The sequence below is a fragment of the Mycobacterium sp. SMC-16 genome (genome assembly GCF_046250085.1).
Classification (GTDB): Bacteria; Actinomycetota; Actinomycetes; order Mycobacteriales; family Mycobacteriaceae; genus Mycobacterium; species Mycobacterium phocaicum.
In genome coordinates this window covers 889,853-907,596 of the sequence record NZ_CP176427.1, presented here as the reverse complement: position 1 = coordinate 907,596, position 17,744 = coordinate 889,853, and the positions used below count along the sequence as shown (strand labels likewise).

The window sequence follows — 17,744 nt, the reverse complement described above, 5'->3', positions numbered from 1 at the left end:
CCGGAGGCCCGGGCTATTGGATTTCGACCAGGTGTTGGTCGCTCCGTTGGGCATCGTAGAACGTGGTTTCGAACTCTGCCGGGGGTAGGTCACCGAGGTAGCCGTGCAGGCGGCTGGTGTTGTGCCAGTGCACCCAGCCCAGGGCGGCCAGCTCGACATCCTCGACGGTCTTCCACGGCCCCGAGCGGGCCGGTCCGTAGATCAGTTCGGCCTTGTAGTACCCGTTCACCGTCTCGGCCAACGCGTTATCGAAGCTGTCCCCAATCGTGCCGATCGAGGGCACCGCGCCGATCTCAGCGAGCCGTTCACCGTAGCGGATGGAGGTGAACTGCGACCCGGCGTCGGAGTGACATACCAAGTCCGGCAACAGTTTTCCGTGTGACCACCGCGCCATCTCGATCGCATCGAGCACCATCGTGGTCCGCATGTGCGACGCCACCCGCCACCCGACGATCATCCGACTGAACGCATCGATCAGAAAGCACACATAGGCCACCCCGGCCCAGGTGTCGTCGGTCACGTAATTCCCCAGGGGTTGCTGTCACGTAATTCCCCAGGTGTGGGCCTCGTGTTGGTCTTACCGGTCGGGGCGGGCGTTGTCTAGGTGGTGGTGCGGCCGGGTCGTTTCCGGGGTCGGTAGCTGGGTCCGTCCATGAGGACTTGGTGGCTGGTGTTGATCAGTCGGTCGAGTAGGGATTCGGCCACGACGGGGTTGGGGAACAGCGGGTACCAGTCTTTGGGGGCGCGGTTGCTGGTCAGGATGAGGGGTTTGCCAGCGATGGCCCGGTCGGAGACCAGATCGTAGAGATCGTCGGATTGGGTGGTGGTGTGCTCACGCATCGCGAAGTCATCGACGATCAGTACCAGGGGCCGGGTGTACTCGCGCATGCGCTGGCCGATGGTGCGGTCGGCGTGTCCGCCGGCAAGGTCGGCGAGCATGCGGGCGCATTTGACGAAGCGGATGTCCCCGCCGCGGCGGGCTACGTGATGTCCGAGTGCTTGTGCCACATGGGTTTTGCCGACGCCGACGGGGCCGTAGAGGATGACTGATTCGCCGGCGTCGAGCCAGCGCAGGGCGGCCAGGTCGCGCAGCATCGCGGCGGGCAGTTTCGGGTTGGCGGTGAAGTCGAAGTCTTCGAAGGTGGCCTGTTCTTCGAACTTGGCGCGGCGCAATCGCCGTGTGAGAGCGGCGGATTCGCGGCGGGCGATCTCGTCTTGACAGAGGGCTTGCAGGAATTCGAGGTGGCCGAGGCCGCCGTCGCGGGTTTGGGCGAGCCGGGCATCGAGGGTGTCGAGCATGCCGGACAGTTTCAGGGTGCGCAGCGCGGTGCGTAGCGCCGGATCACAGATAGACATGGTGGGCTTCCTTTGAAGGTTGATTATGTTGCAGCAGTGTGGAATTGGTGACGATCAGGCGATGATGCCGGTATCGGTGCCGAACTGGTCGGGGCCACGCAGAAACGCCCCCGCCGCGCCGGTGCTGGCGGGCGGTTCGTCGCCGGCGTGTTCGGTGCCGGCGGCCAGGATGCCTTTGATGGTGCGGTAGGACGGGTCACCGACGGCGATGGCGCGGGCGCACGCGGCCTCCAACCGGTCGCAGCCGTGTTTGTCGCGCAGCCCGAGCACTCCTTGCGCGGCGCGCAGATGGTGGATGGCGTTGTCGGCCATGAACGCGGCGATCACCGCGACGCAGGCCGGGCCGACCAGTTCGGCGGTGCGCCGGCACCAGGTCGGGGTTTTCATCGCGAACGCGACCTTCTCCGGCGGGTAATGGGCGAAGTCGGTCGAGCGCCCCGATGGGCGGCGCACGTGGATGGCCACCACCGCATCGGCGTGAAAGACCTGTACCACGTCGCCGGCGGTGCGGGCATGCAGGCGTTGCCCGATCAGCCGCCACGGCACCGAGTACAACGCCTTGCCGACCTTGAGGTGCGCGTCGGTGCCGACGGTGCCGATCGACCAGGTGGACAGTTCAAATACTCTGGGCGGCAACCCGATCAACGCGCTGGCTTCGATCGCTTCAAACACCCGCAACGGCGGCGCGCCCTCCAGTGCCCGACACGACCTCGCCCCGGCCACCTCGATGCTCCAGCGCTGGGCGTCGGTTTGCATCGCGGGCAGCCCGTCGAACTGGCGGCCGCGCCAGAACGAATCCCGGATGTATTGCATGGGCCGTTCGACGCGGGGTTTGTCTTTGGGTTTGAACGCCCGCGCCGGGTCGATCAGGGTGCCGTAGTGGGTGGCCAGCTCGGCATAGGCGCGGTTGATCTTCGGGTCATACAGGTCGGGTTTGTCCACCCCGGTCTTGAGGTTGTCACACACCAACCGGGCCGGGACCCCGCCGAAGAACTCGAACGCCGCGACATGGCAAGCGCACCAGGTGGTTTGGTCCATCCGGATCACCGGGCGCACGAACAGGTGCCGCGAACACGCCAACACCATCACGAACGCCCACACCGCCACCCGGCGGCCCACCGCGGGATCGAACCACATGCCCAGGCGACCGTAGTCGATCTGCGCTTCACTGCCCGGCTCGACCGGCCCGCGCGGCACGGTCACCTTCGCTCGTGCCACCTCTTCCGCGAAATGTGTTGCGATCCAACGCCGAACCGAGGACTCCGACACCGCTACCGCATGCTCGTCCCGCAACCGCTGAGCGATCGTGGCGATCGTGACATCGGCATCGAGCCAGGTCTTGATCTGGTCCCGGTGCGGTTCGATCAGCGGCCAGGTCAGCGCCCGCGCCGCAGGATCGGACAGTTCCGGGAACCACCCGCCGATCAGCTCCGACCACTGTGGCGCGGTCAGCGGCTCCGTACCCGGGCCGATACCCGCCGCGACCGCCGGAGCCAAATATTTGCGGACGGTCTTGCGGTCAATGCCCAGCGACTCCGATAACTGGACCTGCGAACGGCCCGCGTGCCAGTGGGTGAACAACTCGACCAAATCGAGCATCACGATACTTCTCCTCGCCATCAGCGCCCTTCCATCCACCATCAGATGGATGCAGAGCGAACCGGTAAACGAGGCCCACACCAGGCAGACACACCGCCCAGGGTGGGGAATTACGTGACAGCCAGGGTGGGGAATTACGTGACGGACAACCCCTCAAACCTGGGGAAATACGTGACCGCTGACACCCAGGTCGGGACGAACGTCAGATCGGTCACCCAGAGCTGATTCGGGGCGGTCGCGGTGAACTGTCGCTTGACCAGATCCGGGTGGCGCACCGCGGCCGGATCAGCCTTGGTGGTGCGCACCCGTTTACCGCGCCGCGCCCCGCAGATCCCGGCCGCCCGCATCAGCCGGGCCACCTGATCACGACCCACGTCGTGGCCGGCCCTGCGGGCCGCTTTCCACAGCTTGCGGGCCCCGTAGACCCGGTAGTTGTCCTCCCAGAGCGTCACCAGAGCCGGGCCCAACACGGCGTGGCGGCAGACCCGCTGCGACGGCGGGCGGGCTTTGGTGTCGTAATAGGTACTCGGGGCCACCGACACCCCTGCGGTGCGCAGGACCGTGCAGATGGGCTCGACCCCGAACTCTTCGCGGTTCGCGTCGATGAAGTCGACTATTTGCGGTGTTGGCGGTCGGTGAAAGTCGGCCCGGGACGCGGTGACAACCGTTGGGGCTGTTCCGTTTTCCCGGGCCGCTTCCCGAACCCGGCGTGCACCTTTCAATGCACCGGGCTCTCCACAAGACCCGGTCAGGCTGCTGTGGTGTCCTCCTCGGGGGTCGGCCAGGGCGAGGGGATGACCGCGCCGCGGTAGCGGTAGCGGGTGGTGCCGATCTTCTCCAGATCGATCAGCATCCGGTCCTCGGTGGTTGGCCACCAGCCGCCGCCGCAGTAGCGGCGGCGCAACTGTTTCCAGGTCGATTTGCGGTGTTTTCGGCGCAGCCAACGCCACACCGTCTGCCACGTGTAGTGGCTCAGGTAGGAGAAGGTCGCCGAGGACACCCCGGCCCGGAAATATCCCGCCCAGCCCTGCAGCGTCGAGTTGATCCGGCGCAGCAGGTCATCGAGCGGCTGGCTGGGTTCGACTGTTCGGCGCAGCGTCTTGATCTTCCGTTTGACCGCCAACACGGACTTCGTGGACGGATGAACGTAGACGTAGCTGCAGCTGGTGCCTCGTTTGCGGCGACGCTGGATGTGCCACCCGAGAAAGTCCAGCCCCTCGTCGATGTGGGTGATCAGGGTCTTATCCGGTGACAGACGCAACCCCATCGTCGCCAACACGGCGGCGATGTCCTCCCGTAGTGCTTCGGCCTGGGCTCTGGTGCCCCGCACCATCAGACACCAGTCATCGGCGTAGCGGACCAGCCGAAAGTTCGGCTGCCCGTGACGAAGTCGTCGAGCACGCTCCACCGAGCCGGTGGCCGGACCACCCGACAACCCGGCGATGTGTTCGTCGAGCACCGACAACGCCACATTGGCCAACAACGGCGAAAGAATCCCACCCTGCGGGGTTCCGGCGGTGCTGTCCGCCAGCAGGCCGTCCTCGGTGAAGATGCCCGCCTTGAGGAACGCCTTCACCAATCCCAGGACACGGTTGTCCCCGACGCGTCGACGCACCCGGCCCATCAGGGCCGTGTGGTCGATCTCATCGAAACAGGCCTTGATGTCTCCCTCAACAACCCAGTCGTAACACCGGGGACGTGTTGCGAGGTAACGCACTTCGGCCACCGCATCATGAGCGCGGCGCTTCGGACGGAAACCGTAGGAACACGGCAGGAAATCCGCCTCGAAGATCGGCTCCAACACCAACTTCAACGATGCCTGGACCACCCGATCGGTCACGGTGGGAATCCCCAAGCGGCGCAACGCACCACCGGTTTTGGGGATCATCCGCTCGCGCACCGGCAACGGGCGGAAACTGCGGTCCCTTACCTGCGACCGCAGTTCATCGAGGAACGCCTCGATACCCTGCCCAGCCGTGATGGACGACGCGGTGCGTCGATCGACCCCGGCCGTGGCGGCACCCTTGTTCCCGCTGACCCGATCCCACGCCACCAACATGAACGCGGGATCAGTGACGAGGTTGAACAGATCGTCGAACCGGCGATGAGGATCATCGCGTGCCCAACGGTGCAGCTTGGTCTGGATCTTCAGTACCCGTTGCCGCGCCAGCATCAGCGCCAACTCCAGCTCGTCGGTATTCACCGGCGACATAACGTCATCTCCTGATCTTCCAATTTCCGCACTGCATGTCTTGCTGGCCCCCTTCGCCCTGTGACCGCCTTTCTCGGTCTCCACGGCGGGCACGTCACCGCCCGCGACTACTACGAAGCCTCCGCCCCACCCGAATGCGGTTCCTTGACTCCGAACCCGAGTCGTCACACCCGCCCCGGCTGGCTGCCGGAAACGAAATGAACGGTCCCGCAAGGTGGTTCCCACGTTCACCAGGTCATCGATTGGTCAGGGAGGCGCCCAGCTCTACTCCGGCAGCATCGCCATGGTTACGCCGCAGGCCTTCACCGTGGCCTCCCCACCGCTGGAACTAAACGGCTTCGGAGTCAAACCCCACCCGCTCGGGTTCGTGCACTGCATACCGGCCCATATCCACCAGGTTGGAGCCGGCTTCGCGGTTACGGAGCGTCTGACACTGGTTCGCTTGCGCTGCACCTTCTGACCTTGCTCGACAAGCCCGCACCGTCTGGCAGTACCGGCACGGCTCGCCTTCTCGGGGCCGCTTGCCACCGCTCACCGTCGTTCCCGGCGATCGGCTGCCCCGATGCTTCCTCAGGCCGCTGCGACGACCCAAAGGAGACGGTCTCTCACCGCCTCTCGATATACCCAGCGCCTCGTGGCGCACAGCTCCACCCCGAAGAAACTCGCCGCTCGTTTCAGAATTTCGTTGGCGCGCTTGAGTTCTCGGTTCTCCTGCTCCAGATCTTTAATCCGTTGCGACTCAACTGAACTCACCCCGGGCGCGCGGCCGTCGTCGATATCGGCCTGGCGCACCCACGAGCGCACCGACTCCACCCCATAGCCGAGTTGGCGGGCCACCCGCGCCACCGTGCCCTGTTCGGTGCCCAACTCCTCCCGCAGCGTCCGCACCATCCGCACCGCGGCGGCTTTCTCCTCCGGGCTGTAACGCCGTGTTATGGGCTTACCTGGCGACTGTTCCTTCGGCATACCTGCATCCTCGTTTCCAAGGTCAGGAGCCTCCGGCATTGCCAGGGCGTTTCAGTGCAGTGGGGTCAGCAGTAGTGCCACGAATAGTCGTCGAAATTCGTTGACGCTCAATCGGATCAGTGTCGGGTTCGGGTACTCGGTGTCGCGTTGGATGGCGGCTTGCACGGCCAGGAATGCATGGGCGAGCAGGACCAGGATGCTCCAGCGGTGCCAGGAGGTCCAGGTCCGCACCTGGTGCTGGTCCAGGCCGAGGAGGCGGACGATCGTCGACTTCCGGACGACGGCCTGCACCACCGCCGACAGCGCGAAGCCGAGGATCAGCGCCCAGAGAATCTCCCACGTCATCGAACCGGCCAGGGCCAGTGCGTGACCGATCGCTCCCATCACAGCGCTCATATTGAGATCCTTCCGTGGTTGGAAATCAGGTTCGTCATGCGCTCCGCCAATATACCCCCTAGGGGTATATTGGCGGAGCTGTTCATCGAAACCGATGATCGGCCATCCGATGGCCAGCGTATGGGTTTACGAATCATCGATGCCGGATCGGACACGCCACCTCGGGTGGCGCTGGCCGGGCACACAATGACGGTCACTCACACCGACGTTTTGCCGGTGTGAGTGACGGAGGAGGGCGCCCTGCTGGTAGGGGTGGGTGAACGCAACGAGGTTCTGGTCGCCGTCGCCGTCGCCGGCTGCGTGTTGCCGCTCGTGGCCCAACGCGCCACGTTGGCGTTCACCCACAAGCCCGGTCGCCGGCAGCACGGACGCCTGGCACCTTTCGATTTCGCGGTGGCGGTTAGCGCCGCTCGGGACAGGACGGGCAGCCAGCGTCGCAGCACGGGCAGTCATCCATCGACATCGGCATCGACATCGACTTGGACATCATCGGCGCCATGGCGGCCATGTTGCACCACATCATCGCCGGCTTAGACCCTCCGGTGGTGTACGCCACGACCATCGGGTCAGGCCCGGTGACATCGAAATAGATTTTGCCTGTGGCCGATTGCCCCTCGGCAAGGGTGGCTGGCGAGATACCGGTGGGGGTCGCCAGCTGCCACAGGACTGGGTATTGAGTGTGCCGGGCGCCCATCGCACTGAAGTTGGGGATCACCGGTGTCACCGCGCCGGATGCAGCGCGCACCGTCACCGTCGCTTCCCACAGTCGCCCGGCCAGGGGGTATCCCGGAGCAGGGTCGGCACTCGGGCGAAGATCGGTCAGAGTCCACTCGGCAGTCGCTGCGCCGCTCGCGTCGGTTAGCTGTTGCTGTGACCCAAGCTGGTGCGGGCATTTCATGGCGGCCGCCGCAAGCGGCGACCCGATCGTCATCACCGCAATCAGCGCTACGGCCGTCATGATCAGCTGCCGGATCGCACGCACCATGGCTATTCACCTCTCCTCGAAATCTACGTGGATACTACGGACATTAGTACCAGTTGGCGTGTGCGGCGGTCGAATGCCCTCGGATGCATTCCTGCTGACGCCACATCCATGGCCTGCAGTACCGCGCGTTGAGCGAAGTTCGTGTGAACCTTCGTTGAGCCCGGTATCTTTTCGCACCGGATGGCCTTCGGTGTGGCCAGCGCTGTCGGTTCGTCCGCACTGTCTGGGGAACCCCATGGCGTTGACCGACGACGAGCGTGTGAACCGCCCCAGGTTTTCCGCCGCTGCTATACGGGTTGGCGCTCTCGGTCGAGGGCGCTGTAGTGGGCGTGCTCGTACTCGGTTGGGCTGACCATGCCGAGACTGGAGTGTGAATCACCCTGGGTTTGATGCACACCTTCTTTCGAGGGAAGGTAGTTCGCATCATGCCGAAGAAGTACGACGAGGAGTTCACGGCCCGGGCGGTGCGGTTGGTCGCCGACCATGCCGAGGAGTACGACACCCGTACGGCCTGCATCACCGCGGTGGCCAAGCGGTTGGGGGTGTCCTACGAATCGCTGCGCCGGTGGGTCAACCAGGGCGAGGTCGATACTGGGGTCCGCGACGGTGTCCCATCCGATACCGCCCGGGAGTTACGGGAGCTCAAACGTAAGAACCGTGAGCTTGAGGAAACCATCGAAATCCTCAAGGCGGCAACAAGTTTCTTCGCGCGGGAGAGCGACCCGCGACGCCGCTGATTTGCGGGTTCATTGCCGAGCATCGCGCTCGGTTCGGGGTCGTTCCGATCTGCCGCGTGCTCACTGAGCATGGCTGTCAGATCGCCCCGAGAACCTTCTACGCCTGGCTGGCTCGACCGCCGTCGGCGCGGACCTTGTGGGACACCGTCATCACCGAGGTGTTGGCCGGCTACTACGAGCGAGATGAGCACGGCCGCCGCAAGCCCGAGTCGTTGTACGGCGCGGTCAAGATGTGGGCGCACCTGCAGCGCCAGGGCATCACGGTCGCACGCTGCACCGTGGGCTTGATGCGCGCCAACGGCTGGCAGGGCGTGCGTCGGCGCAAGAAGGTCCGCACCACCATCGCCGATCCGGCCGCCGGGCGTGCCCCGGATCTGGTGGACCGCCAATTCCGAGTCCCCGCCCCCAACATGCTGCTGGTGGCTGATTTCACCTACGTGCCGCTGGCCACCGGGGTGTTCGTCTACACCGCATTCGCCATCGACGCGTACGCCGGCCGGATCGTGGGCTGGACCTGCTCGACCAGCAAGGCAGATCTGTTCGTGCGCCAGGCGATCCGGCACGCCGCTGAACTCCGCCGAAGAGAAGGTAACCCATTGCCGGGCAACACTATTCATCACTCCGATGCAGGCTCGCAGTACACATCGGTGCGGTTCGGTGAAACGCTGTCGTTGTCCGGGCTGTTGCCGTCGATCGGATCCGTCGGCGATGCCTTCGACAACGCCTTGGCTGAGACCACCATCGGCCTGTACAAGACCGAAGCTGTCCGTGATGACTCACCGTTTCGGAGAGGGCCACTGAACAGGCTCACCGACGTGGAACTGCTCACCGCCGACTGGGTGCACTGGTACAACACCGACCGGCTCATGCACCGTCTCGGACGCATCCCGCCGATCGAATACGAGACCATCTACTACGCTGCAGCGACAGCCCAATCAGAGGCTGCACACCAATAAACCGGTGTGCATCAAACCCGGGGCGGTTCAGTGCAGCCTTCGGTTGTTGTACCACTCGACCCAGGCTGCTGTCGCGTACTCGACGTCGGCGATGGTCCTAAACGGCCCCGGGTGGAACACTGTGGTTCGGATGCATTCGGTCTTGTACAAGCCGTTGATCGTTTCCATCAGAGCGTTGTCGTAGGCATCCCCGACGCTGCCAATGGGTTGGCGAAATCCATTCCAGTTCAAGGTGTTCGGTGAAACGGACCGACGTGTATTGGCTTCCGGCGTCGCTGTGGTGGATGAGCTCGCCGGCTGCGGTGGGATGACCTTCGTGACGGCGCTGCCACACGGCCATCCGCAACGGGACCATCACCAGATCGGTGGTCTTGGTGGTGGCCGCGTGCCAGGCCACGATCCGCTGAGCGAACACGTCGACGATGAAGGCCACGTAGACAAAACCCGCCCAGGACCGCACGTAAGTGAAGTCGGTGACCCATACCCGGTTCGGGGCGCTCGCATGGAAGTTGCGGTTGAGCAGATCCGGGGCGCGGCGCCCGTCGGTGTCCGGGATCGTGGTGCGTACCTTCTTTGACCGCCGTATGCCCTGCAGACCCAACGTGCACATCGCCCGGTGCACCGAAGCCCGCCGAGGCCTCTGGCAGCGCGGCACGGCGGATCAGGGCCGTCATCTTGCGCCGCCCGTAGAGCCCCTCGGGGGCCAGAACGCGCTTGCCGGCGGCGTTGGTGGTCCACGCCAGGCCACGCACAGCGTCGATGACCTGGGCGTCGGTGATGGTGCGGGCCGCTACCGTCCGGCCTGGTTGTTTCCAGGACCGGTAGGTGCGCGCGGCGATCTGAGAGCCCTGCTCACACAAGACTCGGCAGATCGACTCGACCGCGTGCCCAGCGGCGCGTTGATCGTCGATGAACGCGAAGATCACCGGTTGCGGGGGTCGGTGAAAGTCGGCCCGGGACGCGGTGACAACCGTTGGGGCTGTTCCGTTTTCCCGGGCCGCTTCCCGAACCCGGCGTGCACCTTTCAATGCACCGGGCTCTCCACAAGACCCGGTCAGGCTGCTGTGGTGTCCTCCTCGGGGGTCGGCCAGGGCGAGGGGATGACCGCGCCGCGGTAGCGGTAGCGGGTGGTGCCGATCTTCTCCAGATCGATCAGCATCCGGTCCTCGGTGGTTGGCCACCAGCCGCCGCCGCAGTAGCGGCGGCGCAACTGTTTCCAGGTCGATTTGCGGTGTTTTCGGCGCAGCCAACGCCACACCGTCTGCCACGTGTAGTGGCTCAGGTAGGAGAAGGTCGCCGAGGACACCCCGGCCCGGAAATATCCCGCCCAGCCCTGCAGCGTCGAGTTGATCCGGCGCAGCAGGTCATCGAGCGGCTGGCTGGGTTCGACTGTTCGGCGCAGCGTCTTGATCTTCCGTTTGACCGCCAACACGGACTTCGTGGACGGATGAACGTAGACGTAGCTGCAGCTGGTGCCTCGTTTGCGGCGACGCTGGATGTGCCACCCGAGAAAGTCCAGCCCCTCGTCGATGTGGGTGATCAGGGTCTTATCCGGTGACAGACGCAACCCCATCGTCGCCAACACGGCGGCGATGTCCTCCCGTAGTGCTTCGGCCTGGGCTCTGGTGCCCCGCACCATCAGACACCAGTCATCGGCGTAGCGGACCAGCCGAAAGTTCGGCTGCCCGTGACGAAGTCGTCGAGCACGCTCCACCGAGCCGGTGGCCGGACCACCCGACAACCCGGCGATGTGTTCGTCGAGCACCGACAACGCCACATTGGCCAACAACGGCGAAAGAATCCCACCCTGCGGGGTTCCGGCGGTGCTGTCCGCCAGCAGGCCGTCCTCGGTGAAGATGCCCGCCTTGAGGAACGCCTTCACCAATCCCAGGACACGGTTGTCCCCGACGCGTCGACGCACCCGGCCCATCAGGGCCGTGTGGTCGATCTCATCGAAACAGGCCTTGATGTCTCCCTCAACAACCCAGTCGTAACACCGGGGACGTGTTGCGAGGTAACGCACTTCGGCCACCGCATCATGAGCGCGGCGCTTCGGACGGAAACCGTAGGAACACGGCAGGAAATCCGCCTCGAAGATCGGCTCCAACACCAACTTCAACGATGCCTGGACCACCCGATCGGTCACGGTGGGAATCCCCAAGCGGCGCAACGCACCACCGGTTTTGGGGATCATCCGCTCGCGCACCGGCAACGGGCGGAAACTGCGGTCCCTTACCTGCGACCGCAGTTCATCGAGGAACGCCTCGATACCCTGCCCAGCCGTGATGGACGACGCGGTGCGTCGATCGACCCCGGCCGTGGCGGCACCCTTGTTCCCGCTGACCCGATCCCACGCCACCAACATGAACGCGGGATCAGTGACGAGGTTGAACAGATCGTCGAACCGGCGATGAGGATCATCGCGTGCCCAACGGTGCAGCTTGGTCTGGATCTTCAGTACCCGTTGCCGCGCCAGCATCAGCGCCAACTCCAGCTCGTCGGTATTCACCGGCGACATAACGTCATCTCCTGATCTTCCAATTTCCGCACTGCATGTCTTGCTGGCCCCCTTCGCCCTGTGACCGCCTTTCTCGGTCTCCACGGCGGGCACGTCACCGCCCGCGACTACTACGAAGCCTCCGCCCCACCCGAATGCGGTTCCTTGACTCCGAACCCGAGTCGTCACACCCGCCCCGGCTGGCTGCCGGAAACGAAATGAACGGTCCCGCAAGGTGGTTCCCACGTTCACCAGGTCATCGATTGGTCAGGGAGGCGCCCAGCTCTACTCCGGCAGCATCGCCATGGTTACGCCGCAGGCCTTCACCGTGGCCTCCCCACCGCTGGAACTAAACGGCTTCGGAGTCAAACCCCACCCGCTCGGGTTCGTGCACTGCATACCGGCCCATATCCACCAGGTTGGAGCCGGCTTCGCGGTTACGGAGCGTCTGACACTGGTTCGCTTGCGCTGCACCTTCTGACCTTGCTCGACAAGCCCGCACCGTCTGGCAGTACCGGCACGGCTCGCCTTCTCGGGGCCGCTTGCCACCGCTCACCGTCGTTCCCGGCGATCGGCTGCCCCGATGCTTCCTCAGGCCGCTGCGACGACCCAAAGGAGACGGTCTCTCACCGCCTCTCGATATACCCAGCGCCTCGTGGCGCACAGCTCCCCCGCGAAGAAAGTTGTCGCCGCTTTCAGAATCGCGACATCCTCACGTAGCCTTCGGTTTTCAGCCCTCAGCCGCTTGATTTCCTCGTTCTCCTCCGTGGTGACACCGGGTCGTTGACCATCATCGATCTGGGCCTGCACCACCCAGCGCCGCACCGATTCCTTACCCACCCCAAGCTGACGGGCCACCGCTTCCGAAGCGGCGGTCGACGACGAGTACTCCTGCTGACGCTCGGTCACCAGCCGCACCACCCGCTCACGCAAGGCAGGATCGATCTTCTTCGGCATGCTGTCATCCTTCCGGACTTCAAACAGCAGCGGCATCAAACCTGGGGCGGTGGGCTTGACCCCTGATGGTGGACACCTAACTGGTGGGACTGCTGGTCCTGCGGGAAGGATGTCCGTATGGCGGGCAAGCGTAAGAAGTACACCCCGGAGTTTCGGGAGCAGGCTGCCCGCCTGGTGATCGAGACGGGACGTCCGATCGCGCATGTGGCCGCGGAGATGAATCTGGGTGAGCAGTTGTTGGGTCGGTGGGTGCGCCAGGCCCGCGAGTCGGCCGGGGATACTGGCGGGGTGCTTGATGTTGATGAGCGCGCCGAGTTGGAGCGGCTGCGCAAGGAGAACGCTGAATTGCGTTTGGACCGTGAGTTTTTAAAAAAAGCGGCAGCCTTCTTCGCCTCCGAACAGAACCGGTAGATGCTTACCGGATCATCGAGGCGGAGAAGGCGAACTTCAGCATTGTGCGGATGTGCCGACTGCTGGTGGTATCGCGGTCGGGGTTCTACAAGTGGCGTGTGGCCGACGCTGCCGGTCCTACGCCGGCCCAGCAGCGCCGTAAGCGCCTCGACACCGCAGTTGCGGGGTTTCATGCCGACTCCGACGGGGTGAACGGCGCACCGCGCATCCTGGCCGATCTACGGGAGGATGGCTGGGTGGTCTCGTGCAAGACGGTGGCGGCATCACTGCGCCGCCAAGGTTTGTTCGGGATCAGTCCGCGCACTTTCGGTCCGCCGACCACCGTGGCGGACCCGGATGCCGAAGCGATCCCGGACTGTCGTCTGCCATGAGGATGGGACCAGTGTGACCTGATTTTTGCCAGGGTGATGGGACCACCTGGATTGCCAGTTATGGGACCACCGGCGCGTCGCGTCGGTGGTCTTTTCATTTGTTCGTTCGATCGCCGTGACGGCTCAAGGTCACGGAGGTCGGCGGGCATGGCTTTTCGGGAGGTCAGTGTGAATGAGATCAGGGAAGTGCTGCGGGTGTGGCTGGGGGTGGTGGGACTGCCGGCGCCGGGGTACCGCAGCATTGCCGCGCATTGCGGCCTGGACCGCAAGACGGTGCGCCGCTACGTCGAGGCCGCCCAGGCGGCGGGTTTGCGTCGCGACGACGACGTCAGCGCGGTCGATGATGCGTTGATCGGGATGGTTGCCGAGGCGGTGCGTCCGGTGCGCCCCGATGGCCACGGGGCGGCGTGGGAGCAGCTGGTGGGCTTCGAAGATCAGATCACCGCCTGGGTGGCCGGCACCGGTGAGCATCGGCCGTTGACGGTCACGAAGATCCACACCCTGTTGGCCCGGCAGGGGTGTGTGGTGCCGTATCGGACGTTGCACCGATTCGCCAGCCAGCGTTGCGGTTTCGGCCGCAAAGACCTCACGGTGCGGGTCGCTGATGGCGATCCCGGAGTGGAGTGCCAGGTCGACTTCGGCTACCTGGGGATGCTCACCGACGCTGCTGACGGGCGCCGCCGCAAGGTGCACGCGCTGATCTTCACCGCGGTGTACTCCCGGCACATGTTCGTGTGGTTGTCGTACTCGCAGACCCTGGCCGCGGTGATCGCCGGCTGCGAGGCGGCCTGGGAGTTCTTCGGCGGGGTGTTCGCCGTGCTGATCCCCGACAACCTCAAACCGGTGATCGCCGCCGCGGACGCGGTCAACCCGCAGTTCAGCCAGGGCTGGCTGGACTACGCCGGGCATAGCGGGTTTCTGACCGACCCCGCCAGGGTGGCCTCGCCGAAAGACAAGCCACGGGTGGAACGCGCCGTGCAGTACGTGCGGCGAAACTTCTGGGACGGAGAAACATTCACCAGTCTGCAGCAGGCGCAGGACGCCGCCACAGCGTGGTGTCGTGACACTGCGGGCACCCGCACCCACGGCACCACCTGCGCACGCCCGCTGGAGGTGTTCACCGACGAAGAGCAGCCCCGGCTGTTGGCGGTGCCGCAGGTCTATGACGTGCCGGTGTTCAAGACGGTCAAGGTCCACCGCGACTTCCACGCCGAGGTCGCCAAGGCCCTGTATTCGCTGCCCGAATGCTGGATCGGTCAGTACCTGGACGTGCGCGCCGACACCGAGCTGGTGAAGTTCTATCGCCGCGGCGTGCTGGTCAAGGTCCATCCCCGCCAACCGGCCGGTGGGCGCAGCACCGACCCCGCTGATCTGCCCGAACACAAGACCGGCTACGCGCTGCGCGATGTGACGACATTGATCGCCACCTGCGCCGCGCACGGCCCCAACGTCGGGATCTACGCCGAACGCATCCTCGATGACCGGCTGCCCTGGACGAAGATGCGTACCGTCTACCGGCTGCTGGGTCTGGTGCGCCGCTACGGCGCCGACCGGGTCGAACAGGCCTGTTCATTGTCGCTGGATCTCGATGTCGTCTCGGTGAACAAGATCGCCTCCATGCTCGAGCGTGCCACCGAGACCAGCTCCCCGGCCCTGCCGAAAGCGGTCGGTCACACCGCGACCCGCTTCGCCCGTGATCCTTCCGAATTCAACTCCACCCCAACATCATTGACCATCGTTTCCGAGGAGAACCGCTGACATGACTACCACCGCCCGTGGAGCTACCGACCCGATCGGCGCTGATCTGCTCCGACTGCTCAAAGCCCTCAAGCTCGGTGCACTGGCTGACACCCTGCCCGAACGCGCCGCCTTGGCCCGACAACACAAACTCAGCCACATCGGCTTCCTGGAAACACTGCTGGCTGACGAGGTCTCCCGACGCGAATCCCGCTCCGCGGCACTACGAGCGGCCAAAGCCGGACTCGATCCGAGCATGCGGTTTGATACCTGGACCGCCCACGGCGACCTGCGCTATGACCGCACCCTGCTCGGTGATCTCACCTCGCTACGGTTCCTCGATGCCGGCCAGTCCGCGATCGTCCTCGGGCCCGTCGGCGTTGGCAAGACGCATCTGGCAACAGCATTGGGAAACATGGCTATTCGACGCAGACACACCGTCGTGTTCGGCCGCGCCGACAAACTGTTCACCCGGCTGCGCGCCGCCCGCCTCGACCACACCGTCGACGCCGAGATCCGCCGCCTGGCCGCCGTCGACGTTCTGATCATCGACGACTTCGCGCTACGCCCCCTCGACGCCACCGAAACCAGCGACTTCTACGAAATCGTCGTCGAGCGCCACCGCGCCAAGACCACGATCATGACGTCGAACCGCGAGCCCGCCGAATGGCTGACCATGACCGCCGACACCCTGCTCGCCCAATCAGCCATCGACCGACTGACCTCCGCCGCGCACACCCTGGTCATCGAAGGACCGTCCTACCGCCAACGGACCCGCCCTCAGCTTGACCCAGACCCCGCCGACGAGCATCCTCAATAACGCGCCACGGTGGTCCCATCCCCCTGGCAATCAGGTGGTCCCATCACCCTGGCAAGCGACACGGACCTGGTCAAACGTCGTTTCGATACCGGTGTGCTCAACGCGGTGTGGACCAGCGACATCACCTATCTGCGGACTGGGGAAGGCTGGTTGTATCTGGCGGCGGTACGGGACGGGCATTCGCGGCGGGTGATCGGTTGGGCGATCGCCGATACCCTGCATACCGATGTTGTCGAGTCGGCGTTGACGATGGCGATCGCGTTGCGTGGCCCGTTGCCGGAGAAGGTGATTTTCCATGCCGATCGGGGCTGTCAGTACACCTCGGCGCAGCTGGCTCGGTTCGCCCGGGAGAACAACCTGCTGCGGTCGGTGGGCCGTACCGGGGTGTGCTGGGATAACGCTGCGACTGAATCATTATGGGCGACACTGAAAGTCGAGTTTTACGACCGGCGGTTGTGGCCGACGAAAGCTGCCGCTAGGCTCGCCGTCGGTGACTGGATCGAGCGGGTCTACAACCGCCGCCGGCGTCACAGCGCACTGGGCATGATCAGCCCCGTCGAGTTTGAAAACCGGATCAATCAGACGGCACAAGCCGCCTGACCCTGTGTCCACCAAACAGGGTCAAGCCCAGCGGTTCAGTCCCACCAGTTAGGTGTCCACCGTCAGGGGTCAACCCCAGGTGGCACGAAAGTCGGGGCGATTCAGTTCATGTTCCAGGGTTCGCCGTAGGTGGTGACGCTATCACCGGTCTTGGCGATCAGCCGGGCGAAGGGACGCAGAAGAACACCGCCGGCGGCGCCAGTGACCGTGCCATGGGCATTCGAGACGGCAACAGCACCGGCCGGGCCGGACACGTCCACCGAGAACGTCGCGACTTCCTGGATACCCGGACCATTGCCCAGGTCAGCAGAAATCGACACACCCGGGAATAGGTTCGGCGTGATGATGCCACCGAAACCGCTGCCGATGGTGCCCGGGAAGAACGTCGCCGGCGTCACATCATCGAGCAGGATGTTCGGTGTGGTGTAACTGAAATTGATCCCCACACCCAGCGACCATGGGAAACCAATCTGATAACCCAACTCCAACGTGCCCGCGAACCCATCACAACCCGTACCAGCGCAGTTGTACTTGGCCCGGCCCGAATGGAACCACTCACGCGTCAACCGGTTGCGATCCAGAGGGAACACCCCGTTGAGGAACGTGTCCCACTGCTGCACCGTCAACGTCCGATCCTGACCATCGACCAGGCTCAGCTCATTGTCCAGACCCGCATGGGACGTCCCTGCCCCCGCGCCCAGGAACGGCGACGACACCGCCGCTGCCATCGCCAACAGCACCCGACCAACCACCCTCATGCTCTCCCCAACCTAGCCGGTGGCGCTAATACGCCATCCGTGCAACGGTCGCAAGATGTCCATATGTGTCCGATGGGCGAATTCGCATGTTGCTCTTGCCAATTCCACATCATTGAACACGAAATTCATGCACGGTTCGCGAGCTGGTGGCGGTGGAGCGGGTCAGGAACGTGCGGCCGGGGGTGGCGTCCCGGAAGGCGACCGGGTGGTGGTGGCCTGGGTGAATGCCAGCTTCCATGGAACCTCCGTCAACTAAGTGAAAATTGTTTTCATTAATGGCTGCCGACGATACCCGACACCCAAGGGCTTGTCGAAAATCGTTTCCAATAGGCGGCGCCTCAATGACCTCACGTGGCATGCCGTCCGCCGGTAACGTTTCCACCGTG

At 64.6% G+C, this 17,744-nt stretch carries 11 protein-coding genes and 7 pseudogenes; 6 read left to right on the top strand and 12 right to left on the bottom strand.

Annotation, left to right across the window (positions count from 1 at the left end):
- Positions 1 to 13 precede the first annotated feature (13 nt).
- The 8 genes and pseudogenes from ACJEIK_RS04355 to ACJEIK_RS04320 all read right to left on the bottom strand — a co-directional run.
- Positions 14 to 548: pseudogene (locus tag ACJEIK_RS04355) on the bottom strand (DDE-type integrase/transposase/recombinase); the annotation flags it as partial.
- A gap of 52 nt (positions 549 to 600) precedes the next feature.
- Complete coding sequence (gene istB / locus ACJEIK_RS04350) at positions 601 to 1,356, bottom strand: IS21-like element helper ATPase IstB (RefSeq protein WP_074360265.1); 756 nt, start codon at positions 1,354 to 1,356, stop codon at positions 601 to 603.
- Between the two features lie 54 nt (positions 1,357 to 1,410).
- Positions 1,411 to 2,955 carry an IS21 family transposase gene (gene istA, locus ACJEIK_RS04345; RefSeq protein ID WP_109558051.1) on the bottom strand — a complete coding sequence of 515 codons (1,545 nt, stop codon included), beginning with the start codon at positions 2,953 to 2,955 and terminating at the stop codon, positions 1,411 to 1,413.
- 185 nt (positions 2,956 to 3,140) lie between these two features.
- Positions 3,141 to 3,590 (bottom strand): annotated as a pseudogene (locus ACJEIK_RS04340) (IS3 family transposase); the annotation flags it as partial.
- A 113-nt stretch (positions 3,591 to 3,703) separates the two neighbouring features.
- Entirely contained in the window at positions 3,704 to 5,158 is a 1,455-nt protein-coding gene (ltrA, locus tag ACJEIK_RS04335) for a group II intron reverse transcriptase/maturase (RefSeq protein WP_163693164.1), read from the bottom strand.
- Between the two features lie 663 nt (positions 5,159 to 5,821).
- Positions 5,822 to 6,133: pseudogene (locus ACJEIK_RS04330) on the bottom strand (transposase); the annotation flags it as partial.
- A 237-nt stretch (positions 6,134 to 6,370) separates the two neighbouring features.
- Positions 6,371 to 6,529: pseudogene (locus ACJEIK_RS04325) on the bottom strand (permease); the annotation flags it as partial.
- Between the two features lie 400 nt (positions 6,530 to 6,929).
- Positions 6,930 to 7,514, bottom strand: coding sequence for a DUF1942 domain-containing protein (locus ACJEIK_RS04320; RefSeq protein ID WP_409431115.1), 585 nt, complete (start codon positions 7,512 to 7,514; stop codon positions 6,930 to 6,932).
- A 425-nt stretch (positions 7,515 to 7,939) separates the two neighbouring features.
- Here ACJEIK_RS04320 and ACJEIK_RS04315 point away from each other — a divergent pair.
- A protein-coding gene (locus tag ACJEIK_RS04315) for an IS3 family transposase (protein WP_409431114.1) occupies positions 7,940 to 9,207 on the top strand; the annotation gives its coding sequence in 2 pieces (ribosomal slippage) (positions 7,940 to 8,213 and positions 8,213 to 9,207; 1,269 coding nt in all).
- A gap of 30 nt (positions 9,208 to 9,237) precedes the next feature.
- Here the strand turns inward: ACJEIK_RS04315 and ACJEIK_RS04310 are convergent.
- The 3 genes and pseudogenes from ACJEIK_RS04310 to ACJEIK_RS04300 form a co-directional block, all read right to left on the bottom strand.
- Positions 9,238 to 10,295: pseudogene (locus ACJEIK_RS04310) on the bottom strand (IS3 family transposase); the annotation flags it as partial.
- Positions 10,262 to 11,716, bottom strand: a complete 1,455-nt coding sequence (ltrA, locus tag ACJEIK_RS04305) for a group II intron reverse transcriptase/maturase (RefSeq protein WP_163693164.1) — start codon at positions 11,714 to 11,716, stop codon at positions 10,262 to 10,264. The gene ltrA (ACJEIK_RS04305) and the pseudogene ACJEIK_RS04310, both read right to left, overlap by 34 nt.
- Positions 11,717 to 12,373: 657 nt before the next feature.
- Positions 12,374 to 12,661: pseudogene (locus ACJEIK_RS04300) on the bottom strand (transposase); the annotation flags it as partial.
- 117 nt (positions 12,662 to 12,778) lie between these two features.
- Here ACJEIK_RS04300 and ACJEIK_RS04295 point away from each other — a divergent pair.
- From ACJEIK_RS04295 to ACJEIK_RS04275, 5 genes and pseudogenes are all read left to right on the top strand, one after another.
- A complete protein-coding gene (locus tag ACJEIK_RS04295) occupies positions 12,779 to 13,072 on the top strand; it encodes a transposase (protein WP_061001527.1) in 294 nt (97 codons plus the stop codon).
- Between the two features lie 50 nt (positions 13,073 to 13,122).
- Entirely contained in the window at positions 13,123 to 13,443 is a 321-nt protein-coding gene (locus tag ACJEIK_RS04290) for an IS3 family transposase (protein ID WP_409431113.1), read from the top strand.
- Between the two features lie 147 nt (positions 13,444 to 13,590).
- Positions 13,591 to 15,201: an IS21 family transposase gene (gene istA / locus ACJEIK_RS04285; protein WP_406775775.1), complete on the top strand. Its 1,611-nt coding sequence runs from the start codon at positions 13,591 to 13,593 to the stop codon at positions 15,199 to 15,201.
- Between the two features lies 1 nt (position 15,202).
- Positions 15,203 to 16,000: an ATP-binding protein gene (locus ACJEIK_RS04280; RefSeq protein ID WP_138247680.1), complete on the top strand. Its 798-nt coding sequence runs from the start codon at positions 15,203 to 15,205 to the stop codon at positions 15,998 to 16,000.
- A 63-nt stretch (positions 16,001 to 16,063) separates the two neighbouring features.
- Positions 16,064 to 16,600 (top strand): annotated as a pseudogene (locus ACJEIK_RS04275) (IS3 family transposase); the annotation flags it as partial.
- A gap of 101 nt (positions 16,601 to 16,701) precedes the next feature.
- Here ACJEIK_RS04275 and ACJEIK_RS04270 read toward each other — a convergent pair.
- Positions 16,702 to 17,358: an MspA family porin gene (locus tag ACJEIK_RS04270; RefSeq protein ID WP_071289758.1), complete on the bottom strand. Its 657-nt coding sequence runs from the start codon at positions 17,356 to 17,358 to the stop codon at positions 16,702 to 16,704.
- Positions 17,359 to 17,744 lie beyond the last annotated feature (386 nt).

Coding starts and splice junctions, on each gene's coding strand:
- istA (WP_406775775.1), top strand. CDS start 13,591: ATGGCTTTTCGGGAGGTCAGTGTGAATGAGATCAGGGAAGTGCTGCGG.
- ACJEIK_RS04270 (WP_071289758.1), bottom strand. CDS start 17,358: ATGAGGGTGGTTGGTCGGGTGCTGTTGGCGATGGCAGCGGCGGTGTCG.
- istA (WP_109558051.1), bottom strand. CDS start 2,955: ATGCTCGATTTGGTCGAGTTGTTCACCCACTGGCACGCGGGCCGTTCG.
- ACJEIK_RS04280 (WP_138247680.1), top strand. CDS start 15,203: ATGACTACCACCGCCCGTGGAGCTACCGACCCGATCGGCGCTGATCTG.
- istB (WP_074360265.1), bottom strand. CDS start 1,356: ATGTCTATCTGTGATCCGGCGCTACGCACCGCGCTGCGCACCCTGAAA.
- ACJEIK_RS04320 (WP_409431115.1), bottom strand. CDS start 7,514: ATGGTGCGTGCGATCCGGCAGCTGATCATGACGGCCGTAGCGCTGATT.
- ACJEIK_RS04290 (WP_409431113.1), top strand. CDS start 13,123: ATGTGCCGACTGCTGGTGGTATCGCGGTCGGGGTTCTACAAGTGGCGT.
- ACJEIK_RS04295 (WP_061001527.1), top strand. CDS start 12,779: ATGGCGGGCAAGCGTAAGAAGTACACCCCGGAGTTTCGGGAGCAGGCT.